This is a genomic window from Pseudomonas persica (assembly GCF_900291015.1).
Taxonomy (GTDB): Bacteria; Pseudomonadota; Gammaproteobacteria; order Pseudomonadales; family Pseudomonadaceae; genus Aquipseudomonas.
This window is the reverse complement of the sequence record NZ_OLKL01000037.1, coordinates 44260-68866: the sequence shown is the minus strand read 5'-3', so window position 1 is coordinate 68866 and position 24607 is coordinate 44260. Positions and strand designations below refer to the sequence as shown.

The 24607-nt window shown below is 66.3% G+C and carries 21 protein-coding genes; 11 read left to right on the top strand and 10 right to left on the bottom strand.

Going from position 1 to position 24607, the window contains the following annotated elements; all coding sequences use genetic code 11:
• Positions 1 to 15 precede the first annotated feature (15 nt).
• Together FQ664_RS17990 and FQ664_RS17985 are read left to right on the top strand one after the other, a co-directional pair.
• Positions 16 to 474, top strand: a complete 459-nt coding sequence (locus FQ664_RS17990; RefSeq protein ID WP_144173819.1) for a nucleoside deaminase — start codon at positions 16 to 18, stop codon at positions 472 to 474.
• Positions 471 to 1667: a CynX/NimT family MFS transporter gene (locus FQ664_RS17985; protein ID WP_144173817.1), complete on the top strand. Its 1197-nt coding sequence runs from the start codon at positions 471 to 473 to the stop codon at positions 1665 to 1667. Before FQ664_RS17990 ends, FQ664_RS17985 begins: the two co-directional genes overlap by 4 nt.
• Here the strand turns inward: FQ664_RS17985 and pdxR are convergent.
• The 7 genes from pdxR to glcD form a co-directional block, all read right to left on the bottom strand.
• Positions 1660 to 3093: a MocR-like pyridoxine biosynthesis transcription factor PdxR gene (pdxR, locus tag FQ664_RS17980; RefSeq protein WP_144173815.1), complete on the bottom strand. Its 1434-nt coding sequence runs from the start codon at positions 3091 to 3093 to the stop codon at positions 1660 to 1662. The two genes, FQ664_RS17985 and pdxR, sit on opposite strands and share 8 nt — an antisense overlap.
• Positions 3094 to 3228: 135 nt before the next feature.
• Entirely contained in the window at positions 3229 to 3567 is a 339-nt protein-coding gene (locus FQ664_RS17975; protein ID WP_144173813.1) for a hypothetical protein, read from the bottom strand.
• Positions 3568 to 3739: 172 nt separating this feature from the next.
• Complete coding sequence (locus tag FQ664_RS17970) at positions 3740 to 5911, bottom strand: malate synthase G (RefSeq protein WP_144173811.1); 2172 nt, start codon at positions 5909 to 5911, stop codon at positions 3740 to 3742.
• A 152-nt stretch (positions 5912 to 6063) separates the two neighbouring features.
• Positions 6064 to 6462, bottom strand: a complete 399-nt coding sequence (locus tag FQ664_RS17965; RefSeq protein WP_144173809.1) for a heme-binding protein — start codon at positions 6460 to 6462, stop codon at positions 6064 to 6066.
• Positions 6455 to 7690: a glycolate oxidase subunit GlcF gene (gene glcF / locus FQ664_RS17960; protein ID WP_144173807.1), complete on the bottom strand. Its 1236-nt coding sequence runs from the start codon at positions 7688 to 7690 to the stop codon at positions 6455 to 6457. The genes FQ664_RS17965 and glcF overlap by 8 nt, the downstream gene beginning before the upstream one ends.
• A gap of 9 nt (positions 7691 to 7699) precedes the next feature.
• Positions 7700 to 8752 (bottom strand): glycolate oxidase subunit GlcE, encoded by a 1053-nt coding sequence (gene glcE / locus FQ664_RS17955; protein WP_144173805.1) that lies wholly within the window; start codon positions 8750 to 8752, stop codon positions 7700 to 7702.
• On the bottom strand, positions 8752 to 10251 hold the full coding sequence (gene glcD, locus FQ664_RS17950; RefSeq protein WP_144173803.1) for a glycolate oxidase subunit GlcD: 1500 nt from the start codon (positions 10249 to 10251) through the stop codon (positions 8752 to 8754). Before glcD ends, glcE begins: the two co-directional genes overlap by 1 nt.
• Positions 10252 to 10446: 195 nt before the next feature.
• On the opposite strand from glcD, the gene glcC reads away from it, so the two are divergent.
• Complete coding sequence (gene glcC, locus FQ664_RS17945) at positions 10447 to 11211, top strand: transcriptional regulator GlcC (protein WP_144173801.1); 765 nt, start codon at positions 10447 to 10449, stop codon at positions 11209 to 11211.
• A gap of 122 nt (positions 11212 to 11333) precedes the next feature.
• Here the strand turns inward: glcC and FQ664_RS17940 are convergent, their stop codons facing one another.
• Positions 11334 to 11651 (bottom strand): DUF2388 domain-containing protein, encoded by a 318-nt coding sequence (locus tag FQ664_RS17940; RefSeq protein ID WP_144173799.1) that lies wholly within the window; start codon positions 11649 to 11651, stop codon positions 11334 to 11336.
• A gap of 178 nt (positions 11652 to 11829) precedes the next feature.
• On the opposite strand from FQ664_RS17940, the gene FQ664_RS17935 reads away from it, so the two are divergent.
• Positions 11830 to 12456 (top strand): glutathione S-transferase family protein, encoded by a 627-nt coding sequence (locus tag FQ664_RS17935; RefSeq protein WP_144173797.1) that lies wholly within the window; start codon positions 11830 to 11832, stop codon positions 12454 to 12456.
• 224 nt (positions 12457 to 12680) lie between these two features.
• Here FQ664_RS17935 and mrdA read toward each other — a convergent pair whose 3' ends face one another.
• A complete protein-coding gene (gene mrdA, locus FQ664_RS17930) occupies positions 12681 to 14576 on the bottom strand; it encodes a penicillin-binding protein 2 (RefSeq protein WP_144173795.1) in 1896 nt (631 codons plus the stop codon).
• 315 nt (positions 14577 to 14891) lie between these two features.
• Between mrdA and FQ664_RS17925 the strand changes: the two genes are divergently transcribed.
• The 3 genes from FQ664_RS17925 to FQ664_RS17915 are packed head-to-tail and all read left to right on the top strand — an operon-like array spanning position 14892 to position 19064.
• The gene (locus FQ664_RS17925; protein WP_144173794.1) at positions 14892 to 15557 is read left to right on the top strand and encodes an ABC transporter ATP-binding protein; all 666 of its coding nucleotides are present in this window, start codon (positions 14892 to 14894) and stop codon (positions 15555 to 15557) included.
• Positions 15557 to 18019: an FtsX-like permease family protein gene (locus tag FQ664_RS17920; protein ID WP_144173792.1), complete on the top strand. Its 2463-nt coding sequence runs from the start codon at positions 15557 to 15559 to the stop codon at positions 18017 to 18019. The genes FQ664_RS17925 and FQ664_RS17920 overlap by 1 nt, the downstream gene beginning before the upstream one ends.
• The gene (locus FQ664_RS17915) at positions 18009 to 19064 is read left to right on the top strand and encodes a lipocalin-like domain-containing protein (RefSeq protein ID WP_144173790.1); all 1056 of its coding nucleotides are present in this window, start codon (positions 18009 to 18011) and stop codon (positions 19062 to 19064) included. The genes FQ664_RS17920 and FQ664_RS17915 overlap by 11 nt, the downstream gene beginning before the upstream one ends.
• A gap of 43 nt (positions 19065 to 19107) precedes the next feature.
• On the opposite strand, the gene FQ664_RS17910 is transcribed toward FQ664_RS17915, so the two are convergent.
• Positions 19108 to 19863 carry an enoyl-CoA hydratase-related protein gene (locus FQ664_RS17910; protein WP_144173788.1) on the bottom strand — a complete coding sequence of 252 codons (756 nt, stop codon included), beginning with the start codon at positions 19861 to 19863 and terminating at the stop codon, positions 19108 to 19110.
• A 101-nt stretch (positions 19864 to 19964) separates the two neighbouring features.
• Here FQ664_RS17910 and FQ664_RS17905 point away from each other — a divergent pair, with 101 nt between their 5' ends.
• From FQ664_RS17905 to FQ664_RS17890, 4 genes are all read left to right on the top strand, one after another.
• Positions 19965 to 20609, top strand: a complete 645-nt coding sequence (locus FQ664_RS17905; RefSeq protein WP_144173787.1) for a TetR family transcriptional regulator C-terminal domain-containing protein — start codon at positions 19965 to 19967, stop codon at positions 20607 to 20609.
• A 75-nt stretch (positions 20610 to 20684) separates the two neighbouring features.
• Positions 20685 to 21401: a response regulator gene (locus tag FQ664_RS17900; protein WP_144173785.1), complete on the top strand. Its 717-nt coding sequence runs from the start codon at positions 20685 to 20687 to the stop codon at positions 21399 to 21401.
• Positions 21398 to 22174 carry a substrate-binding periplasmic protein gene (locus FQ664_RS17895; RefSeq protein ID WP_144173783.1) on the top strand — a complete coding sequence of 259 codons (777 nt, stop codon included), beginning with the start codon at positions 21398 to 21400 and terminating at the stop codon, positions 22172 to 22174. The genes FQ664_RS17900 and FQ664_RS17895 overlap by 4 nt, the downstream gene beginning before the upstream one ends.
• Positions 22171 to 24423, top strand: a complete 2253-nt coding sequence (locus tag FQ664_RS17890) for an ATP-binding protein (protein WP_144173781.1) — start codon at positions 22171 to 22173, stop codon at positions 24421 to 24423. Before FQ664_RS17895 ends, FQ664_RS17890 begins: the two co-directional genes overlap by 4 nt.
• Positions 24424 to 24607: the final 184 nt, after the last annotated feature.

The following is a 24607-nucleotide window of genomic DNA, read 5'->3' as shown; positions in this document are numbered from 1 at the left end:
TAGGAGAACCGATTCATGTCCGAAGAACGCTACATGCGCGAAGCGCTCGACCTGGCCCGTGCCAACATTCAGGCCGGTGGCCGGCCCTTCGGCGCCGTGCTGGTGTACCAGGGAAAGGTACTGGCGCGTGCGGTCAACGAGATCCACAGCACCCAGGACCCGACTGCCCACGCCGAGATGCAGGCCATCCGCAAGGCCAGCCACGCCCTGGGCCAGGCGCGCCTGGATGGCGCCGAAATCTACGCCAGCGGCCACCCGTGCCCGATGTGCCTGGCGGCCATGCACCTGTGCGGCATCGAGCGGGCCTGGTTTGCCTACGACAACGCCGAGGGCGAACCCTACGGCTTGTCGACCGCGGCGGTATACGCGCAGATGGCCCGCCCGCCCCAGCAGCAGAGCCTGCCGCTGCGCCCCCTGAAGCCCAGTGGCGAAGCCGGTCTGTACATCGAATGGAAACAGGCCAACGCACAATGAGAGCGGCATTGAACCTGTTGCTGGTCATGCTGCTGGCACTGAACCTGCGGCCGATCCTGACCAGCATCGGCCCGTTGCTCGAACCCATGCGCGCCAGCACCGGCCTGGGTTACCAGCAGGCGGCCTTGCTGACGGCGTTGCCGGTGCTGTGCATGGGCCTGGTGCCCTTGCTGCAACCTTGGTTACGGCGCTGGATCAGCGAACATGGCGGCATGCTCGCCGGCCTGTCTGCCATCGCTCTGGCCTGCCTGTGGCGCCTGCAACTGGACAGCGCCTGGGCGCTGATTGCCAGTGCGGTGGTCGCTGGCCTGGGAGTGGCGGTAGTGCAGGGCATGATGCCGGGGCTGGTCAACCGCTGGTTCCCCGGCCGCCTGGCGGGGGCGATGGGCCTGTATTCGGCAGCGCTGATGAGCGGCGGCGGCCTGGCCGCCGTGCTCGGGCCGCACATCAGTGGCTACTTCGGCCACTGGCAGGCAGGCCTGGGCCTGTGGACGGTCCCTGCCGTGCTGGCGGTGCTGGCCTGGGCCGTGCTGCGGCCACGCCAGGCGGCGCCGAAGCTGGCCGGTGCCACCGGCGGGCACTGGTTCGGTAGGCGCCGGGCCTGGTTACTGGCGTTGTACTTCGGCTTGATCAACGGCGGCTACACCAGCATGGTGGCCTGGTTGCCGGCTTATCACATCGAGCACGGCGGCAGCGCCCAGGGCGGCGCCGACCTGGTTGGCCTGATGACCATCTTCCAGGTGGCCGGCGCACTGGGCCTGCCGCTGTTGCTGCGGCGCTGGGCAGACCGGCGCCCGGGCCTGTGGTTGGCGTTGGCGATCCAGCTGGTGGGTTTCCTCGGCCTGCTGCTGGCACCCACATCGGCCTCGGGGTTGTGGGTGGCGATGATCGGTTTTGGCCTGGGCGCCTGCTTCAGCCAGAGCCTGACGCTGACCCTGGAACACCTGAAAACACCTGCCGAGGCTGGTAGCCTGGCGGCGTTCGTGCAGGGCATCGGCTTCATCATCACCGGCATCGTGCCGTACGTCACCGGCTGGTTGCGCGACATGAGCGGCGATTTCCAGGCCTCGTGGACGCTGCTGACCGTGACCGTGGTGGCGATGCTGCTGGTTACCGCGTGCTTCAACCCACGCGGTTATGCCGCAGCCATTGCCCGCCAGGTTGTGGTGGGCAAGACCGCGCCGGTCAACTGAGGCGCTGCAGGGTGTCGCGCACCCGGTCCAGCGCCGGGTCGATGTCCAGCAGCTCGATGGCGCCGAAGCCCAGCAACAGCCCCGGGCGCACTGGCGCTTCGCTGAAGAACGGCGCCAGCGAGTACAGGCCGACTTCCACCTTGCGCGCGAGGTTGGCCAGCAGCTCGACATCGACTCCAGGTTTGGCCAGGGCGCTGAGGTGGAAGCCGGCGCTGGCGGGGATGGCGCTGAACCACGGCGCTAGGTCGCCGCCCAGCCGTGCGAGGATGCGTTCGCGGCGGGCGCTGTAGACCTCGTGGCAACGGCGGATGTGCTTGTTCAGGTAGCCTTCGCCGAGAAACCGCGCCAGTGCCCACTGCAACAGGGTCGGGCTGTGCCAGTCGCTGAGGTGCTTGGCCACGCAGGCGGCCCTTGACACAGCGGGCGGCAGTACGGCGTAGCCCAGGCGCAGTTCTGCCAGCAAGGTCTTGGAAAAGGTCCCCACATAGGCCACCAGGCCATGGCGGTCGAGCCGCTGTAGTGCATCCGAGGCGGGCCCGTGGTAGCGGAACTCGCAGTCGTAGTCGTCTTCGATGATCAACGCACCCAGCTCGGCGGCCCGTGCCAGCAGCGCGTGCCGACGTGGTTCGCTCATCGGCATGCCCAGTGGAAACTGGTGCGAGGGTGTCACATAGATCAGCCGCGTGCCGTCGGCGATCTGTTCCACGCACAGGCCTTCATCGTCCACCGGTACCGATTGCAGGCGCGCGCCCAGGGCCAGGAACAGTTGCCGCGCTGGCGGGTAGCCGGGGTCTTCCATGGCCACCTGGCAACCCGGCTCGACCAGCACCCGGGCGATCAGGTCCAGTGCCTGCTGGGCGCCGTTGCACACCAGCAGGTCGGCGGCGCTGCAATGCACGCCGCGGGCGTAGGCGACGTGATGGGCGATGGCCTCGCGCAGCTCTGGCAGGCCCTGGGCCGGGAACTGTCGCTCAGGGTGGTGCTGGCTGCGGCGCAGGGCATAGTTCAGGCAACTGCGCCACTGGTCGAACGGGAACTGCGCCTTGCTTGAGGCCCCGCCGATGAAGTCATAGCGCGAGGGGGCCTCCAGCTGACGTTGGCTCAGCACGGTGGCGCGCTGCTGCCAGCGTTCGAGGGATGCAGCACCGGCCAGGGGAATGGCGGTTGATTCGCTGTTGCGCAGCGGCTGGCGCGGGGTGATGAAGGTGCCACGGCCGACCACGCCGCTTAGCAGGTTGTCGTAGGTCAGCCGGGAATAGGCCTCGGCCACGGTCTTGCGCGATACGCCCAACTGCTCTGCCAGCAGGCGGCTTGGCGGCAGTTGGGTGCCGGCGGCCAGGTGGCCGCTGTCGATGCCGGCGCGCAATTGCTGGTAAAGCTGGTCGGCCAGGCCTTTGCGGCCTTCCAGGCGAATGTGCAGTTCCATGGCGTGGTCCGGAGCAGGGGAGTGCTCAGGATAGCGGATTGACCGGGGACGGGCATGGGGCCGCTTTGCGACCCATCTCCGGCAAGCCAGCTCCCATATGGATAGCACATGGCTTGAGGTCTATGCGGTCGGTAATCAGAAGCGTGCCGTACTCACCGTGATGTAGCCCTTGTCCGCCAGCGCGATGCGTATCACCGTCTCGTCAGCCGGTGCCTTGCGGTTGCGTTTGATGCGCACGCCTTCCACCGCCGCGGCTTTCATATACTCGGAAATGGCCCGCCCGTTCGGGTCGAAGAACACCTCGCTGGCCAGCAACTCGATACGCTCGATCAGCTGTCGTGAGCGTTCGTCGGTGGCGCAGAAGAACATCACCCCTGACAGGTGGGGGTCTTCATCCGGGTTGTTCATGTCATGGGCCAGCAGTTCGCGCAGGGTGCTGCGCAATTCGGCGGTGGGGCGGGCGTACAGGTGCATGCGGAGCCTCCTCTGGATCGCGACCTTGCGTCATCCAGTGCCGATCATGTTTTCAGTGGGCAGGGGCAACAAGTAGGGGGCTTCCGAGCAGAATGTAGGATATTTCTGGTTCTATGCGAAAAGGTGGGGGAGGGTGGCAGTGGTGGTCTTACCCGCCCTCCCGACTGCTCGTTTACCGTTGAACCTCCTGCTTGAAGCGCAAACGCCAGCCATGCAGCAACGGCTCGGTGTACCCACTCGGCTGCTGCCGCCCCCTGAACACCAGTTCGCGCGCAGCGCGGAAGGCATGCGATGCCTCGAAACCGGCCACCATCGGCCGGTACGCCGGGTCCCCGGCATTCTGCTGGTCGACCACCCGGGCCATGCGCTGCAAGGTCGCCTCGACCTGTTCGGCATCGACCACCCCATGGTGCAGCCAGTTGGCAATGTGCTGCGCCGAAATCCGCAGGGTCGCGCGGTCTTCCATCAGGCCCACATCATGGATGTCCGGCACCTTGGAGCAGCCGACCCCTTGCTCGACCCAGCGCACTACGTAACCGAGGATACCCTGGCAGTTGTTGTCCAGTTCGGCCTGGATGTCGGCAGCGCTCCATGGCCGCTCGGGGCTGACCGGGATACTTAGCAGGTCATGTAGCAACTCCACGTGCTGGGCATTCAGGTCAACCTGTTCCAACGCCTGCTGCACGGCCGCCACATCCACCTGGTGGTAGTGCAGCGCATGCAGCGTCGCGGCTGTGGGCGAGGGCACCCAGGCAGTGTTGGCGCCGGCCCTGGGCTGGGCGATTTTCTGTTCGAGCATGGCCGCCATCAGGTCAGGCATGGCCCACATGCCCTTGCCGATCTGCGCCTTGCCGCGCAGGCCACAGGCCAGCCCCACCAGTACGTTGCTGCGCTCGTAGGCCTGGATCCAGGCGCTGCCCTTCATGTCGCCCTTGCGCAGCATGGCACCGGCTTCCATGGCCGTGTGCATCTCGTCACCGGTGCGGTCGAGGAAGCCGGTGTTGATGAACACCACCCGTGACGCGGCGCTGGCGATGCAGGCCTTGAGGTTGACGCTGGTACGCCGTTCCTCGTCCATGATGCCCATTTTCAGGGTATGCGCAGGCAGGCCCAACAGCGTTTCGACGCGGCTGAACAGGTGGTCGGCAAAGGCCACTTCGGCTGGCCCGTGCATCTTCGGCTTGACGATGTACAGGCTGCCCTCGCGGGAGTTGCCGCGGCGCTTGAGGTCATGCAGGCCGATCAGGCTGGTGACCACGGCATCGAGGATGCCTTCCGGGACTTCCCGGCCATCGCGGTCGTGGATGGCCGGGTTGCTCATCAGGTGGCCGACGTTGCGGATAAACAGCAACGAGCGGCCCGGCAGGATCAGTGGCTGGCCGTCTGCGCCGTGGTAGTGGCGGTCTTCGGCCAGGGTGCGGTTGAAGGTTTTGCCGCCCTTGCTGACCTGTTCGCTGAGGTCGCCTTGCATCAGGCCCAGCCAGTTGCGGTAGACGTTGACCTTGTCGTCGGCATCCACGGCAGCTACCGAGTCTTCGCAGTCGATGATGGTGGTGAGCGCGGCTTCCAGGAGGATGTCCTTGACCCCGGCCGGGTCCTGCTGGCCGATCGCGTTGGCCGGGTCGACCTGGATTTCGAAATGCAGTTGGTGATGCTGCAACAGGATCGCCGTTGGCGTGTTCGGCTCTCCTTGGTAGCCACGCAGTTGCGCAGGGTGCCTGAGGCCGACCTGGCGGCCATCGGCCAGGGTTACCTGCAGCGTGCCCTGGTTGATCACGTAGGCCTTGGCATCGTTGTGCGACGCGCCGTCGAGAGGGGCAGCGGTATCGAGGAACTGTCGGCCATAGGCGATCACCTTGGCGCCGCGTCGCGGGTTGTAGCCCTGGCCGCGTTCGGCACCATCGGTTTCGGCGATGGCATCGGTGCCGTACAGGGCATCGTACAGCGAGCCCCAGCGGGCGTTGGCGGCGTTGAGGGCGTAGCGGGCATTGCTCAGCGGCACCACCAGTTGCGGGCCGGCCTGCACGGCGATCTCGCGGTCGACGTTGCTTGTGTTGACCTGCACGCTTGCCGGGGGCTCCACAAGGTAGCCGATGTCTTGCAGGAAGTGCTGGTAGGCGGCCATGTCACGGATCGGACCGGGGTGCTGGCGGTGCCAGTTGTCCAGTTCTGTCTGCAGGCGCTCACGTTCGGCGAGCAGGGCGCGGTTTTGTGGTGCGAGGTCGTGGACCAGGGTACTGAAGCCTTGCCAGAAGGTGTGGGCTTCGATGCCGGTGCCGGGGAGGACTTCGTCTTCGATGAAGCGCTGCAGGGTGGGGGCGATCTGGAGTGCGTGGTTTGGCATTGTCTGTTCGCTCGATGTTCAGTCTTCTGGATAGTTGTTGCTTGTGCCGGCCTGTTCGCGGGTGAACCCGCTCCCACAGGGCTTTCACAAGACCTGAGACCTGTGCAGTACCTGTGGGAGCGGGTTTACCCGCGAACAGGCCAGTACAGGATTCAGAGGGCAGCCGCCCCGGCCTTGGCCACCTGGGCATCCTGCTCGGACTTGACCCCGGACACGCCGATCGCCCCCACCACCTGCCCATCCACCCGCAGCGGCACGCCACCTTCCAGGCTGGTCAGCAGCGGCGCGGTGACGAAAGCAGTACGGCCACCATTGACCATTTCCTCGTAGTCCCGCGTTTCCTTGCGCCCCAGCGCCGCAGTACGGGCCTTTTCCATGGCAATGTAGGCGCTGGCCGGCGCGCAGCCGTCCAGGCGCTCCAGGGCCAGCGGATGGCCACCGTCGTCGACCACGGCAATGGTCACGTTCCATTGTTGCGCCTGGGCTTCCTGGCGGGCGGCGGTCAGCACGCGGGCGACTTCGGCCTGGCCGATCACGGACTTGCTATACATGGTGGTTCTCCGGGTTCAAGGCTGCTTCGACGATTTCGATCCAGTGCCGCACCGGTGTGCGCCCGGCCCCGTCGAGGTGGGCCTGGCAGCCGATGTTGGCGGTGGCGATGACTTGCGGTTTGCCGCTTTCCAGGGCGTTGAGGCGGTTGTCGCGCAGTTGTAGCGACAGCTCAGGCTGGGTCAGCGAATAGGTGCCGGCCGAGCCGCAGCACAGGTGGCCGTCCGGCACCGGGGTCAGGGTGAAGCCCAGGCGTGTCAGCAACGCCTCCACCGCACCGCCCAGTTTCAGCGCGTGCTGCAGGGTGCACGGGCAATGGAAGGCCAGGCGCTGTTCGGTGCACAGGCCCAGTTGCTCGACCGGCTCGTCGCGCAGCACTTCCACCAGGTCGCGGGATAGGGCGCTGACCCGTGCGGCCTTGGCGGCGTAGTGCGGGTCCTTTTCCAGCAGGTGGCCGTAGTCGCGTACGAACGCGCCGCAGCCACTGGCGGTTTGCACGATGGCCTCGGCACCGGCCTCGATGGCAGGCCACCAGGCATCGATATTGTGCCGTGCCCGTTGCAAGCCTTGTTCCTGGGCATTGAGGTGATAGTCCACCGCGCCACAGCAGCCAGCCTGCCGGATCGGTACCACGCTGATGCCCAGGCGGTCCAGCAGGCGTGCGGCGGAAGCATTGGTGTTGGGCGACAGCGCCGGTTGCACGCAGCCTTCCAGCATCAGCACCCGACGCGCATGGCGTGGTGCGGGGCGTTGGCCGGGGGCGGTGACCCGCGCCGGCAGCTTGCGCTTGAGCGTGGCCGGCAACAGCGGGCGCAAGGTCTGGCCGCCGCGGGTCAGGGCCTTGAACAGCGCCGGGCGTGGTACCACTGCACGCAGGCCCTGGCGCAACAGGCGCTGGCCGAGCGGGCGCGGCACCTGCTGTTCGACCACGGCGCGGCCGATGTCCAGCAGGTCGTGGTACTTCACCCCGGAAGGGCAGGTGGTTTCACAGTTGCGGCAGGTCAGGCAGCGATCCAGGTGCAACTGGGTGCTGGCGGTGATCGGCGCGCCTTCGAGCATCTGCTTGATCAGGTAGATGCGCCCGCGTGGGCCGTCCAGTTCATCGCCCAGCAACTGGTAGGTGGGGCAGGTGGCGGTGCAGAAGCCACAGTGCACGCAGGAGCGCAGGATGCTTTCGGCCTCGTCGGCGCGGGCCAGGCGCCGGGCGGTTTCGCTCAGGTTGGTTTGCATGGTCTGGCCTCACAGGTCCGGGTACAGGCGACCAGGGTTGAACACCCCCTGGGGGTCGAGTTGCTGCTTGAGCGCACGGTGGTAGCGCATCAGCGCAGCGGGCAGCGGCGGGCTGCTGGCAGCGCCAGGGGCATGGCAGGTGGCATGGCCACCGAGCTTGGCGACCTGCTCGCGGATGTCCTGCGCCGCTGCGTTGGACTTGAGCCAGCGCTGGGCGCCACCCCAGTCGACCAGCTGCTGGCCGGGCAGGTCCAGCTCGCCGGTGGCGTTGGGCACGGACAAGCGCCACAGCGGTGCGGGGTCGGTAAAGAACGCCAGGCGCTGCTCGCGCAGGTCGCTCCAGAAACGGCTGTCCAGCGCTTCGCCGCCCAGGCGCTGGCGCGCCGATTGTACCGAGCCTTCGCCGCCTTCCAGGCGCAGGTACAGCGCGTCGCCGTCATGGCAGGCCGCGCTGATCGGCAGCGGCTGCTGGCCCCATTCGGCCAGCTCCGCCAGCGCCTGGTGGCGGCCCATCGGCAGGCGCAGGCTGAGGCACTGGCGCGGGCGCGGCAGTACTTTCAGCGACACTTCGGTCAGCAACCCGAGGCAGCCGAAGCTGCCCGCCATCAGCCGCGACACGTCGTAGCCGGCGACGTTCTTCATCACTTCGCCACCAAAGCGCAGCAGCTTGCCGTGGCCGGTGATCACCCGCGTGCCCAACACATAGTCACGTACCGACCCGGCCCACGGCCGCCGTGGGCCCGACAGCCCGGCCGCGACCATGCCACCCAAGGTTGCGTCGGGGCCCAGGTGTGGTGGCTCGCAGGGCAGCATCTGGCCAGCTTCGTGCAGTGCCGCCTCGATCTCGCGCAGCGGTGTGCCGGCGCGGGCAGTCAGCACCAGTTCGGTCGGGTCGTAGCTGACGATGCCACGGTGGCTGCGGGTGTCGAGTACCTCGCCGGCCACTGGGCAGCCGAGCATGGCCTTGCTGTTGCCACCCTGGATACGCAGCGGCGTGGCCTGGTTCAGTGCCTGGTTGACCTGCTCCAGCAGGGCCTGGCTGATGTCGCGGTCCATGCTCATCAGAAGCGCTCCAGGTCGGGGAAGGGCAATTGCCCATGGTGCACGTGCATGGCGCCGAATTCGGCGCAGCGGTGCAAAGTGGGGATGTTCTTGCCGGGGTTGAGCAGGCCCTGCGGGTCAAAGGCGGCCTTTACCGCATGGAACAGGGTGATTTCGTCGCTGTTGAACTGCGCGCACATCTGGTTGATCTTCTCGCGCCCCACCCCGTGCTCGCCGGTGATGCTGCCGCCCACGGCCACGCACAGTTCGAGGATCTTGCCGCCGATGGCTTCGGCACGTTCCAGCTCGCCGGGCAGGTTGGCATCGAACAGGATCAGCGGGTGCATGTTGCCGTCGCCGGCATGGAATACGTTGGCCACGCGCAGGCCGTACGTGCGGGACAGCTCACTGATGCCCTTGAGCACCCGTGGCAGTTCGCGGCGCGGGATGGTGCCGTCCATGCAGTAGTAGTCCGGGGAAATGCGCCCCACCGCCGGGAAGGCGTTCTTGCGCCCGGCCCAGAAGCGCACGCGCTCGGCCTCGTCGCAGGCCAGCCGTACATCACGCGCGCCGGCGTGCGCCAGCACGGCGGCGACCCGCTCGCAGTCGTCGTGTACATCGGCCTCGACGCCATCCAGCTCGCACAGCAGGATGGCCGCCGCGTCCACCGGGTAGCCGGCGTGGATGAAGTCTTCGGCGGCGCGAATGGCCAGGTTGTCCATCATCTCCAGGCCACCGGGGATAATCCCGGCGGCGATGATTTCGGCCACCGCCCGGCCGGCGTCCTCGACGCTGTCGAAACTGGCCAGCAACACCCGCGCGACCTGGGGCTTGGGCAGCAGCTTGACGGTGACTTCGGTGACGATGCCGAGCATGCCTTCGGAGCCGGTGAACAGCGCCAGCAGGTCGAAACCAGGGCTGTCCAGGGCGTCGCTACCGAGGGTCAGGCGTTCGCCCTCGACCGTGAGAATGTCCACCTTGAGCAGGTTGTGCACGGTCAGGCCGTACTTGAGGCAGTGCACGCCACCGGCGTTTTCGGCGACATTGCCGCCGATGGAGCAGGCGATTTGCGAGGACGGGTCCGGCGCGTAGTACAGGCCGTGGGGCGCGGCAGCCTGGGAGATGGCCAGGTTGCGCACGCCGGGCTGCACACGGGCGAAGCGGCCTTGCGGGTTGACTTCGAGAATGCGGTTGAAGCGCGCCATCACCAGCAGGATGCCTTTGGCCAGCGGCAGGGCGCCGCCCGACAGGCCGGTACCGGCACCGCGTGCCACCACCGGTACGCCACGCTGGTGGCAGAGCCTGAGCAGAGTCTGCACCTGTTCCAGGCGCTCGGGCAGCACCACCAGCAGCGGCACCGTGCGGTAGGCCGAGAGGCCGTCGCACTCATAGGGCTTGAGGTCTTCCTCGCGGTGCAGGATCTCGAGGTCCGGCAGGGCAGCGCGCAGCGCCTGCAGCAGCGCCGCCTGGTCCACGTCGGGCAGCACGCCATCGACGCGTTCGTCGTACAGGATATTCATCGGCTCACTCGGCAACGGTTTTTGTTGTTGTTGGCAAAGCGCTCACCCTTGCAGCCTGCGCGTGGCAGCGGCGGGGGTCGAGTGCGGGGTGAACTGGTCCTACCAGTTTTTGCGGCGGGTACTGGTTATTGACGGCTTTGCCTGGCTAGATTGAGGCAGGTGAGCAAACTGGTCCTACCAGTTGGAGGGTGCGCAGTGGGAACTGAAGGCAAGGCCAAGGTCGCCGACCAGGTGGCCGAACGGGTCGAGCGGTTGATCGTCGAAGGCGTACTCAAGGTGGGCCAGGCCCTGCCGTCGGAGCGACGTCTGGTGGACAAACTGGGCTGCTCGCGCTCGGCACTGCGTGAAGGCCTGCGCATCCTGCGCGGGCGCGGCATCATCGACACCGAGCAGGGGCGGGGCTCGTTCGTCGCCGACCTGACGGGCCAGGCGCTTGCCACGCCGTTGATGCACCTGTTCAGCTCGCAGCCGCGCACGCTGTTCGACTTGCTGGAAGTGCGGGCGTTGCTGGAGGCCGAATCGGCACGCCTGGCGGCGTTGCGGGCCACCGAAGTCGACCGTTTGCTGATCCGCCGGCGCTATGAAGAAATGCTGGCTGCGCACGAAGCCGCCGAAGCGCTCGATGCCCGTGAACATGCCCGCCGCGACCATGCCTTTCACCGGGCGATCAGCGAGGCGTCGCACAACCCGGTGCTGGTGCATACCTTGCAATCGCTCAGTGACCTGACCTTGAGCACGGTGTTCGCCTCGGTCAACAACCTGTATTGCCGACCGGCGCAGAAGCGCCAGATCGACCGCCAGCATGCGCGGTTGTATCACGCAGTGATGGAGCAGTTGCCCGAGCAGGCGCAGCGGGCGGCGCGCGAGCATATCAACGGGATCCGCGACAGTTTGCGGGAGATCGAGCAAGAAGAGCAGCGCTTGGTGCGGGCGACCATGCGCATGGATGGCTGGGGGTGAGGCAGGCCTGAGCCGGCCCTTTCGCGGGTGAACCCGCTCCCACAGGAACCTCACTGGATTTGAGACCGGTGCGGTCCCTGTGGGAGCGGGTTCACCCGCGAAAGGGCCGGTACAGGCTTACCTCAATGATCGGCTATGCGGTCATCCTGCGAGAGGAGGGCACGGGCCAGCTCTTCATCATTGGCCTGCAGGCCAGGGTGGTCCTTGCGGGCTTGTTCCAGTGCCGACTCCACATAAGCACCACGGATTGCACCACCGCTGGCGACGTAGGCCGAAAGCTCGTCACGCGCCGGGATGATCCGTTTGTCGTCCTTGAAGGTCGAGTAAAGCGAGGCGGAAACACCGGCCGAGGTGGCGACGTCGCCCGCGTCGACGTCAGCCAGGGCAGCACCGGCAGGCAGCAGGAGCAGCAGCGCAGGGGCGAGGAGTAGGTGGCGCATGGTGTGTTCTCCAGTAGCGTGAAGCCCAAGTAATTAAACCACTCAGTGTTTAAGAAAGCGCAGGTACGGTGGTAGTTCCCTTGTTCGTCCCGGAAACAGGCATTGACCCTGTCGAGTCAGGCGTGATTTGCTCGGGCTGATGGCCCAATCATTCAACGGATACTGAAGGTTCTCGCCCATGCCCGACTACAAGCTGCATTGTTTCGCCGAATCCGGTAACGCCTACAAGGCCGCACTGATGCTTGAACTCACCGGCCAGGACTGGCAGCCGGTGTTCGTCGATTTCTTCCATGGCCAAACCCGCGAACAAGCCTGGCGCGACGAAGTGAACGAGCAGGGCGAGGTGCCGGTGCTGGAACACGCCGGCAAATCCTTCACCCAGTCTGCGCTGATCCTTGAATATCTCGCCGAGAAAACCGGGCAGTTCGGCCCCCGCGACGAAGACGAAAAGCGCGAGATCTGGCGCTGGATGCTGTTCGACAACCACAAGTTCACCAGCTACTACGCGGCGCTGCGCTTTCTTTTCTGCCTGAAGCAAACCGGCGAAACGGAGGTGACCCGGTTCCTGCGTGAACGTGCCATGGCGGCTTACCGTATTGTCGACGCGCACCTGGCGAAGACGCCGTTCATGGTCGGTGGCCGGTTGACTATCGCTGACCTGTCGTTGGCCGGGTATGTGTTCATGCCGGAGGACACTGGCATTCCCTTGGCACAGTTCACCCACATCGAGGCATGGAAGGCGCGGATCCAGGCGTTGCCAGGGTGGAAGCACCCGTATGAGCTGATGCCGCGCGCGGCATCCTGAGCAATCCGGCTCGCCAGGCCACGGCGTCGTGGCCTTTGGCGAGTCAGCCATTCTGATGACCGGTTGGTGACAAGCGCAGCGGCGTGGCTACGCTCAAAAATCAAGAAACATTCTGAAATATATGGCCGGCGGGCGCTGAAGGGTCTCCTTCAACCGTTGCAGATGGAAGGCCGCGTTGGTTAGCAGGTCGCCCCACGGGTAGCCGGAAATCGCCGGCAAAAGTCTCAGGTGTGCGGCACGCTGCGAGGCGCTACCCCAGCCGCATACTCTGGCTTCAGATGCCCCTGCTCATCCAGCAGATAGGCATCCATCACCTCCCGCACCACTGGCCCCGCCACCCGTCCACCGGCCTCGCCGTTCTCGATCATCACCGCCACCACCACACTCGGGTGATCAGCCGGAGCAAAGCCGACGAACAGGGCGTTGTCGCGGTGCCGCTCCAGGGTCTTGTCGCGGTTGTAGCGCTCGCCCTGCTTGATCGCCACCACCTGCGCGGTGCCGCTCTTGCCGGCAATCCGGTACTGCACGCCGGCGGCGGCCGCGCGGGCGATGCCGCGCGGGTCGTGCATGACCATCTGCATGCCCTGGCTGACCTGGTCCCAGGCGTGCCTGTCGTGCAGCACGATATCGGGCATCGGGTTGGGGTCGACCGGCGTAGCGCCGCCCACGGTCATGGCCAGGTGCGGGCGGTGCCACACGCCCTTGCTCGCCAGCAGGCTGGTGGCCTGGGCCAGCTGCAGCGGGGTGACTTGCATGTAGCCCTGGCCGATGCCCAGGATCAGCGTCTCGCCCGGGAACCAGGCCTGGCGCCGGGTGGCGCGCTTCCACTCGGCCGATGGCATCAGCCCGGGCGCTTCCTCGAACATGTCCAGCGACACTTTCTGGCCCAGGCCGAACTCGGCCATGTAGTCGTGCAGGCGGTCGATGCCCAGCTTGTGCGCCAGGTCGTAGAAATAGGTGTCGTTGGAACGCATGATGGCGGTGTACATATCCACCCAGCCGTCGCCGCTGCGGTTCCAGTTGCGGTACTTGTGGTCGTAGTTGGGCAGCTCGTAGTAGCCCGGGTCGAACACCCGGCTGCCCGGGGTGATCACGCCGCTGTCGAGGCCGGCGATGGCCACCTCCGGCTTCACCGTCGAACCGGGAGCATACAGGCCGCGCAGCACGCGGTTGAACAGTGGGCGGTCGATGGAGTCGCGCAGGGCGGCGTACTGTTTGAAGCTGATACCCTTGACGAACAGGTTGGGGTCGAAGCTGGGGTTGCTGACCATCGCCAGCACGTCGCCATTGGCCGGGTCAAGCACCACTACCGAGCCACGGCGGTCGCCCAGGGCCTTTTCCGCGGCCAGTTGCAGGTGGGCGTCCAGGGTCAGGACAATGTTCTGGCCCGGGGTCGGGGCCTTGTGGTCGAGCACGCGCATCACCCGGCCCTGGGCGTTGGTCTCGACCTCCTCGTAGCCCACGTGGCCGTGCAACTGGCTTTCGTAGAAGTGCTCGATGCCGGTCTTGCCGATCGACTGGGTGCCCCGGTATTCGGTGCTGTCGAGGGCCTTGGCCTCTTTCTCGTTGATGCGCCCCACATAGCCCACCGAGTGGGCGAAATGCTCGGCCAGCGGGTACTCGCGGATGAACTGTGGTTCCACCTCCAGGCCTGGCAGGCGGAACTGGTTCACCGCTACCAGGGCGATCTGCTCTTCGCTCAGGCCGACCATCAGGGTCACCGGCTCGAACGGCTTGCGGCCACGGCGCAGGTCCTTATCGAACTGCTTGCGCTCGTCGTCGGTCAGCTTCAGCACCTGCGCCAGGGTGTCGAGTACCTTGGCCGTGTCGCCGCCGGCCCGTTCGCGGGTCATGGTCAGGTCGAAGCTGGGCTTGTTGTCGGCCAGCACCACGCCATTGCGGTCGTAGATCAGCCCCCGTTCGGGGGCGATAGGCAGTACGTGCACGCGGTTGTTTTCCGACACGGCGGTCTGCTGGTCGTGCTGCAGCACCTGCAGTACATAGAGCCGGCCCACCAGGACGGCGACCAGGCAGAAGACCAGGGCAGCGCAGGCCAGAAGCCGGCGGTTGACCAGGTGCTTTTCCTTTTCGTGGTCCTTTAGGGGGATGGGTTGCGGCATCGGCGGTTCTGTCTGCTGGTGGTGTGGTTGGGTAAAGGGGGCGCTGTTGTGGGAGCGGGCTTGCCCGCGAATGGCCCGCATAGCGGGCCCGGGGGGCGGTGATGCTACGCAAGGTACTGGACCCTCTCAAGGCGAAGGCCTGTAGCTGTTGCCGGGCGGATGGCTGTCGTGCCCGTAATTACGCGGCCCGCCCTCAAAATGAAGATTTGTTCATGACGCCGGTGCGGTGATGGAACTTGCCGATGGAACGACGCACTTGCATCGCCCCGAACCTGCTATTCCTAAGAAGACACGTGAACCCACCAAGGCCCGTCGATGCTGGTCATCGAACAACTGCACAAATCATTCGCCACCCCCCAGGGCCCGCTCCCCGTCCTGCAGGGCGTCGACTTGCGCCTGGCGCGCGGCAGCAGCCTGGCGCTGATGGGTGAGTCGGGCAGCGGCAAGAGCACCTTGCTGCACCTGGTGGCCGGCCTGGACCGTGCCGACAGTGGTCGCATCCTGATCGACGACGTCCCGCTCGACAGCCGTTCCGAGGCGTCGCTGGCGCTGTGGCGACGCGAGGGTATTGGCCTGGTGTTCCAGCAGTACAACCTGATCAGCAGCCTGGACGTGGCGGACAACCTTGCGTTCCAGGCCAGGCTGGCCGCTCGCCATGATCCGCACTGGGTCGCTTACCTGGCGCAACGCTTGGGTTTGGCGGATTTGCTGGCGCGTTACCCGGAACAGCTGTCTGGCGGCCAGCAGCAGCGGGTCGCCATCGGCCGTGCCCTGGCTGGGCGCCCGGCCTGGTTGCTGGCCGACGAACCCACCGGCAGCCTTGACGAGGCCAGCAGCGACGAGGTCTTGAGCCTGCTGCTGCAACTGGTCGCCGAGGCTGGCAGTGGTGTGCTGATGGTGACCCACAGCCCGCGGCTGGCGGCGCGCTTGCAGCAGCGTTGTTACCTGCAGGCCGGCCGCGTGCGGCCTGAGCAGGGCTGATGAGACTGCTGTCGCTGGCCTTGTTGGCGCTGCTCAGCCACTGGCGGCGTCATCGCGTGCAGTTTTTCAGCATCGTCACCGGCCTGTGGCTGGCCACGGCGCTGTGGACCGGCGTGCAGGCGCTGAACAGCCAGGCACGCAGCGACTATGCCCGGGCCAGCGCGGTGCTGGCCGGGCCGCTGCAGGCGCAACTGGTGTCGCGCCATGGCGAGCGCTTCGACCAGGCGCTGTACGTGCAGTTGCGCAGCTTGGGCTGGGCGGTGACGCCGGTACTGGAGGGGCGCTTGCGCTTGCCCGGTGAGCCGGGGCGCAGCGTGCGGTTGGTCGGCATCGAGCCGTTGAGCCTGCCGCCGGCCAGCAGTATCGCCGGTGTGCAGCCTCAAACGTTCGATCTGCAGGCCTTCATCGGCATGCCTGGGCAAGCCTGGGTCGGGCCAGACACCTTGCGCCAGCTGAATGCAGGCCCGGGGGCGTCAGTACCTGACAGCGAAGGGCAGCTGCTGCCGCCGTTGGTTTTACAGTCAGCGCTGGCGCCGGGGGTGATCGTGGTCGATATCGGTCACGCCCAAGCGTTGCTGCACGCACCCGGGCAGTTGTCGCGCTTGCTGGTGGCCGCCACGCCGGGGCCGTTGCCGGCGGATATCGCGCCTTACCTTGAGCTGCAACCCCAGCAGGACGATGGCGGTTTGCAGCGGCTGACCGACAGCTTCCACCTCAACCTGACCGCCCTCGGCCTGCTGGCGTTCGTCGTCGGCCTGTTCATCGCCCATGCTGCAATCGGTTTGGCACTGGAACAGCGGCGCGGCCTGATCCGCAACCTGCGCGCCTGCGGCATCGGCCTGCATACCCTGCTGTGTGCCTTGGTACTGGAACTGGGGCTGTTCGCGGTGCTGGGCGGTCTGGCCGGGGTGGCCAGTGGTTACGGACTGGCCGCGTGGTTGTTGCCCGATGTCGCCGCCAGCTTGCGCGGCCTGTATGGCGCCCAAGTCGCCGGGACACTGAGCCTGCCTGCAGCGTGGTGGCTGATGGGTGTTCTGGTGAGCGTACTGGGGGCACTGCTGGCGGGCTTGGGCAGTGTAATGCGTGCGGCTCGGTTACCGTTGCTGGCACTGGCGCAACCTCAGGCGTGGCGGTTGGCGCAGGGGCCGTGGTTGTGGCGTCAGGCCCTGGTGGCCGGCCTGTTGCTGTTGCTGGCCTTGGGCTGTGGCGTGCTGGGCGACAGCCTGCCCAGCGCGTTCGGCCTGCTGGCAAGCTTGCTGCTGGCGGCGGCGCTGCTGCTGCCGGCCTTGCTCGACCGGCTGCTGGCCTGGTTGGCAGGCCGTTGCCGGCGGCCTTTGTCGCAATGGTTCGTCGCCGACAGCCGCCAGCAACTGCCGGCCCTGAGCCTGGCGTTGATGGCACTGTTGCTGGCGCTGGCCGCCAGTGTCGGCGTGGGCAGCATGACCGAGGGCTTTCGCAAGACCTTTGTCGGCTGGCTTGACCTGCGCCTGTCTGCCGACCTGTATGTCACCCCAAGGGACACCGCCCAGGGCTTGCAGATAGCCAAGTGGCTCAGGCAGCAACCTTCAGTTGATGTGGTATTGCCCGGCTGGCGTGTGGAAACGCAGCTGCAGGGCTGGCCGGTGCAGGTCCAGGGCATCGTCGATCACCCCGTCTATCGCACGCGCTGGCCATTGCTGGCGCAGCACAAGCAGGCCTGGCAGCAACTGGCCAGTGGCCAGGCCGTGATGCTCAGTGAACAGCTGGCCAGGCGACTGAAACTGCAGCTGGGCGATAGCCTGAGGCTACCGGCAGACACTTCGCCTGTTCTGACCGTTGTGGGGATCTACGCCGATTACGGCAACCCCAAAGGGCACGTACTGGTCAATGCCGGCTGGCTGCGCGGGCACTGGCCGCAGGCAACCCTGACCGGGTTGGGTGTCGATCTGGCGACCGAGCAGGTGTCGGCGCTCAAGGCTGCATTGCAACAGCGCTTTGCCCTGGACGACAGCCGTGTGGTCGAGCAGGCGCTTCTGAAACGCTGGTCCACCGATGTGTTCAACCGCACCTTCACCGCCACCGCTGCGCTCAACAGCCTTACCCTTGGCGTGGCTGGTGTGGCGCTGTTCATCAACCTGCTGACCCTGGGCCAGACCCGCCTGGGCCAGTTGGCGCCGCTGTGGGCGCTGGGCGTGCGGCGCACGTATCTGGTATGGCTGAGCCTTGGGCAGACCCTGCTGCTGAGCAGCCTTACCGTGCTGCTGGCAATCCCGCTGGGTATCCTGCTGGCCTGGTGCCTGGTCGCGGTGGTGAACGTGCAGGCATTCGGCTGGCGTTTGCCGCTTTACGTGTTCCCCGCGCAGCTGCTGCAACTGGCCGTGCTGGGCATGCTTACCAGCCTGTTGGCCAGCGCCTGGCCCCTGTGGCAGCTGGCGCTTCGCCAGCCGCGCGAACTGTTGAGGCCGTTTGCCGATGAAGCGTAGCGCGTGGCTGTTGCTGTGTGGGGTGCTGGGCGGCTGTGATCAGCCTGCCGAGCAAAGCTATGCCGGGCTCGGGCAGCAGGCGGGCGAATTCAGCCAGGTAAGCCGCGACCATCGCCTGGAATTTCCGCGTGACCACGGTGCCCACGATGGCTTTCGCATCGAATGGTGGTATGTCACCGCCAACCTCCAGGACGCCCAAGGACGGGACTGGGGCGTGCAGTGGACGCTGTTCCGCTCGGCCCTGCGCGCAGGCCCGGAGACTGCCGGCTGGAACAGCCCGAACCTGTGGATGGGGCACGCGGCGCTGACCGGCCCGGGCGGTCATCAGTCTGGCGAAACCCTGGCACGTGGCGGTATCGGCCAGGCCGGTGTGCAGGCCCAGCCGTTCCGGGCGTGGATCAATGACTGGTCGTTGCAGGGCAGCAGTGGCATCGAGCATCTGCAAATGGTCGCCGGTGCTGAAGGCTTTCGCTATGACCTGCAACTGCACAGTGAGCGGCCCTTGGTGCTGCACGGGGATCAGGGCTACAGCGAGAAGTCCGGCAAGGGGCAGGCTTCGTACTATTACAGTCAGCCGTTTTATCGCGTGAACGGGGAAGTGCAGCGTGACGGCCAGTGCATCGCTGTCACCGGCCAGGCCTGGCTGGACCGGGAATGGAGTAGCCAGCCGCTGGCCGCCGGGCAGACGGGGTGGGACTGGTTTTCCCTGCACCTAGACAGTGGCGCCAGGTTGATGCTGTTCCAGGTGCGCGAGGTGCAGGGGGAGGCGTATCGCGCCGGGACCTGGGTTGGCCCGCAGGGTGAGGTGGTGGCGTTGCAGGGGGCGCAGATTCAGCTGCAGGCGCTGGTCTGGGCCCGGCAAAGGAACGGCAAGCAGGTGCCGACGCGATGGCGGGTGCGGGTACCGGGGCATGGGGTGGATGTGCAAGTCGAGGCTGTGGAGTCGCAGGCCTGGATGGAGACGCGGTTCCCGTATTGGGAGGGGCCGGTGCGCTTGACCGGGAGTACGGGTGGGCGTGGGTATCTGGAGATGACCGGGTATTAGCCGCCCATATCCCTGGCATTACGCGCTCCCACAAGGGACCGCGTCAGTCGATTCGGTCCTTGATCAATCCCCGCAACACCGCTCGCGCTTCTTCAGTGCGCAAGCACTCGATGAACAACCGGGCTTCCCGCGCCACTGTCGCCTCAAGCTCGGCCCGTTGGCCGTCCTTTAGCAGCCGCTTGCTGATGCGCAGCGCCGCCTGCGGGTAGCCTTGCAGTTGCCGCGCCAGGCGCCGGGCACCTACCAGGCACTGTTCACCGTCTTCATGCAGTTCATTGGCCAACCCCCAGGCCACCATCCGTTCGCCGTCGAGCAACTCGTTTGCCAGCAGCAGGCGAGCCGCTCGCGCATGGCCAAGCAGGCGCGGCAGCAGCAAGCTGGAGCCAAACTCGGGGCACACGGCCAACGGCGCGAAAGGGATGCGCAGTTTGGTCGAACGGCTGACCAGCACCTGGTCGCAATGCAACAGCAAGGTGGCCCCAATGCCGATCGCCGCGCCACTGACCGCGGCAATCAGCGGCTTGTCCAGGCCCATCACCACCCGCATCAGGCGGAACACCGGGCTGTCCAGGTCGGCGGGCGGGTTGTCGAGGAAGTCGCGCAAGTCATTACCGGCAGTAAAGCAGTGCGGCCCACCGGTGATGATGATGGCTTCGACATCAGGGTCTTCACCGGCCGCCAGCAGCAGGTCGCCCAGCTGTTGGTACATGGCGGTGTTCAAGGCGTTGAGCTTGTCGGGGCGGTTGAAGGCCAGGGTCAGCAGGCCCTGGTCCAGGTCAGATGTGATCAGGTCGTTCATGGCAGCCGCTTTTGTTGTTGTGGGCAGGGTGCCAAGGGTTTATCACGCAGTTCGGCTTGTTGTACAGTCGTTCAGTCCAGCCCCTAGCCCGAGAGTCGCCGATGAGTCAGGAAGCCCGCTACCACCGCATGCTGCCGGAATTGCGCAAAGCCAACCTGGTCGAGGCGACCCTGGTGTGCCTCAAGCGCCATGGCTTCCAGGGCGCGTCGATTCGCAAGATTTCGGCGGAGGCCGGGGTTTCGGTCGGGTTGATCAGCCATCACTACGCCGGCAAGGATGAGCTGGTGGCCGAAGCCTACATGGCGGTCACCGGCCGGGTGATGGGCCTGCTGCGCGAGGCCATGGCCCAGGCCGCGCCCAATGCCCGCGAGCGGTTGTCGGCGTTCTTCCGCGCCTCGTTCTGCGCTGAGTTGCTCGACCCGCAATTGCTCGACGCCTGGCTGGCGTTCTGGGGCGCAGTGAAGACTGCCGATGCGATCAACCAGGTGCATGACCATTCCTATGGCGAATACCGTAATGAATTGAGCGGGCTGCTGGCCACGCTGGCCGCAGAGGAGGGTTGGCAGGGCTTCGATGCCGACCTTGCGGCCATCAGCCTGAGTGCCTTGCTCGACGGCCTGTGGCTGGAGTCGGGGCTCAACCCCGGTACCTTCACCCCCGAGCAGGGCATGCTGATCTGCGAGGCCTGGGTCGATGGCCTGCAGGCCGGTGGCCGGCGCCGCTTCAGCCTGGCGGAGGGCTGTTGATCGCCTGTTCAGTAACGAGTACGCTGCTGTCGCAAGTGCGTAGAACAACACCAATAAAAAAAGAGACGACACGCAATGACGCCTCGGGTATTGATCGTCGATGACGATCCGCTTATTCGTGACTTGCTGCAGGCCTATCTGTCCCAGGAAGGCTATGACGTGCACTGCGCCGACACCGCGGAAAAGGCCGAGGCCCTGCTCGGCAGCCAGGATGTCGAACTGGTGCTGCTGGACATCCGTCTGCCCGGCAAGGACGGCCTTACCCTGACCCGCGAGCTGCGGGTACGTTCGGAGGTGGGCATCATCCTCATCACTGGTCGCAACGACGACATCGACCGCATCGTCGGCCTGGAATGCGGCGCCGACGACTACGTGATCAAGCCGCTCAATCCCCGCGAGCTGGTATCTCGCGCCAAGAACCTGATCCGCCGCGTGCGCCATGCCCGCGAGGTACACCCGGCGCCCCCCTGTGCGCAATCGCTGAAGCAGTTCGCCGACTGGGCGCTGGACACCGACCGCCGGCGCCTGATCGACGCCCGTGGCGGGCAAACCCTGCTGACCCATGGCGAGTTCCAGCTGCTCAGCGTGTTCCTGCGCAACAGCGGCCACACGCTCAGCCGCGACCAGCTGATGGACCAGATCCGTAACCGCGAGTGGGTGCCCAACGACCGCTCCATCGATGTGCTGGTCGGCCGCCTGCGGCGCAAGTTGCACGACGACCCGGCCGAGCCCCAGCTGATCATCACCATCCACGGCACCGGCTACCTGTTCACCGCCAGCGTGGCGGCATGACCCGCAGTGCCTGGGTGCTGGCCTTGGCATTGTTCGCCGTGCAAGCCAGCGCAAAGCAGCCGGTGCGCTATTGCGACTACCCGGTGTACCCGCCGATATCCTGGAGTGACGGCCATCAGGTGCGTGGCCTGGCTCCCACCGTGGTGCGTGAGCTGTTCGCGCGCATGGGCTACCAGGTGCAGACCGTGGTGCTGGGCAACTGGAAGCGCTGCCTGATGGACGCCGCCGCCGGGCGGGTGGACGTGGTGCTGGCCTACAACAGCGACCAGCGTGATCAGCGCATGCGCTTTTCCGCGGTGCCGGTGGTGCGCGAGGAAGTGGCGGTGTTCTACAACCGCCTGCGGCCGGTGCAGTTCCAGCGCCTGGAGGACCTGGCCCGCTACCGCGGCGGCCTGCTGTACGGCGAAAGCTACGGCGCCGAGTTCGACCGCTTCGTCGCCCGCCACCAGAACATCGAGCGGGTGTCGTCCAGCCAGCAGAACTTCGGCAAGCTGATCCGCGGCCGCATCGACTACGTGATCCAGGAGCGGCGCACCGGCCAGCTGTTCATCGAAAACCTGCCCGGGGCGCGGGACATTCGCGTAATGCCCACGGCCCTGAGCGTGGACTACCTGCGCGTTGCAGTATCACGGCAATCGCCCTTGAGCCGGCAGATGGACGAAATCGACGCGCAGCTGCTGCGCATGAACCAGGCCGGCGAGATCGAGCGCTGGCTGGAGCAGAGCGAAGTGACCTACCGCGACATGATCAACCTGCCGGCGGATGCCCGATGATCCGCCTGCGCACTGATGGCCTGCTGCGCCGCCTGCTGCTGTTCATTCTGCTGTTCAGCCTGTGCTTCACCGTGCTGGCCAGCTCGGTACAGCTGTACTTCGAATACCGCCGCGAGATGCGCGATATCGAGGCACGCATGGCGTTGATCCGCGCCGGCTACCTGGCCAGCCTGGAGCGCAGCCTGTGGGACCTGGACGAGGCACAGCTGGATACCCAACTGCGCGGGCTGGTGGATTTTTCCGATGTCGCCCGGGTGCGCCTGGTCAGCGACGACTTCCAGCTGCTGCGCGGTGCCGCCGAGCCCAAGGGGCCGCTGCGCATCGAACGCTTCCCCCTCGATTACCAGCCGCCCTCGGGGCCGGCCAGGCACCTGGGCGAGCTGGAAGTGAGCATCGACCTCGGCGCGGTGCACCGGCGGCTGTATGCCACGGGCCTTGCCAGCCTGCTGTGGATGGGCGTGTTCCTGTGTGGCCTGGCGGTGGCGTTGTCGGGGTTGTTCTACCGCCTGGTCACCCGCCACCTGCAAGTGATGGCTGAATTCGCCCGGCGGATTGGTGCCGGCCAGTGGCAGGAACCGTTGCGCCTGGGGCGCCGCCCGTCGCCGCGCGCGGATGAGATCGACACCGTGGCCAATGCCCTGGATGACATGCGCCGCGCCATCCTCAGCGACATCGAGCGCCGCGAGCGCGACCGCCTGGCGCTGCAGGACAAGCGCGACGAACTGCAGGCCATGGTCGAGCGACGCACGGCCAGCCTGGCCCGGGCCAAGGACGAGGCCGAAGCTGCCAACCTGGCCAAGTCACGCTTCCTGGCGACCATGAGCCATGAGCTGCGCACACCGCTCAACGGCATTCTCGGCATGGCCGAGCTGCTGCGCGGCGGCCGGCTGGAGGCGGCCGACCGCCAGCGCGTCGAGGCTTTGTACAAGGCCGGTGAGGGGCTGTTGGCGATTCTCAACGAAGTGCTGTATTTCGCCCGGCTCGAGGAGGGCGAGAGCCGCGCCGAGCTGGTCGGTTTTTCGCTACGCCAGTTGTGCCAGGAGGTGCTGGCGCTGCTCGAACCCATGGCCAGGGATAACGGCGACTCCCTGCATCTGGACATCGACGAGCAATTGGCCGAGTACCAGCACGGTGCCGAACAGTACCTGCGCCAGGTGCTCAGCAACCTGCTGGCCAACGCCATCAAGTTCACCGAACACGGCCAGGTGCGGCTTGCGGTGCAGGTACTGGTCAATGATCCGGGATCGCAGCGCTTGCGGGTGTCGGTCAGTGACAATGGCATCGGCATCGAGCCGGCGGTGCAGGCCAGGGTCTTCGACCGCTTCGTCCAGGCCAGCGAGGCGGTGGCCCGGCGCTACGGCGGCACCGGGCTGGGCCTGGCAATCTGCAAGCACCTGGTGGAAAAGCTGGGGGGCAGCATTGGCCTGGACAGCGTGCAAGGGCAGGGCAGTCGCTTCTGGTTCGAGCTCGACATGGCTCGCGGGCAGCCAGTGCTGGCCAGTTCACCAGCCCCTTCGCCCCTGGCCAGCCTGGATATCCTGGTGGTCGAGGACGTGGCGTTGAACCGCGAGGTGGCCGGCGGGTTGCTGCTGCGCGATGGCCACCGGGTGAGCTTTGCCGAAGACGCCGGGCAGGCCCTGCAGGCCTGCGCACAGCGGCGCTTCGACTTGATCCTGCTCGACGTGCAGCTGCCCGGCATGAGCGGGGTGGAACTGTGCCGACAACTGCGTGCCACGCCCGGGCCGAACCGCCACAGCCGCATCCTGGCGCTGACGGCCGGCGTGCAACCGGGGCAAGTGCCGGGTTACCTGGATGCTGGCATGCAGGGGGTGCTGGCCAAGCCCCTGCGGCTGGACAACCTGCGCCAGGCGCTGGCCGAAGCGGCACCCGTGGAAGTGGCTGGCGTCGACGCGACAATCGACTGGTCATTGCTCGACACCCACCGCTCGCTGCTGGGTGAACAAAAGCTGCAAGGCCTGCTGAAGGTGCTGCGCCAGTCGCTGGAGCAGCACGTCACGGCGTTGGCCGAGGCGCTGCCGGCGCAGGACTTTACCGAGGTGCTGCACCTGGCCCACCGCCTGGCCGGCAGTTGCGATTCCCTGGGCTTTTCTGGCCTGGCTGCGCTGTTGCGACGCCTTGAGGACGCGGCCCGGCAGCATGACGAACAGGCATTGAAAGCGCTCCGCGAGCCGTTGGCCACCGAGCTTGCCCAGGCCCGCGCCAGCCTGGAACAGCTGATCCAGAGCTGACGTACAAAAAACTTACGACTTTTTACATCTTCGATCCGTTCGTACAACGGCACCTTACATCCGTTTCCAATAATCCATGGCAACCGTGTTGCACGCGGTCCATGAGGCTTATTGGAGACAAGAATAATGACATGCCGTAGCGCTCAGCCCCTCCTTCCTACCACTCCGCGCGGCACCCCCGCGT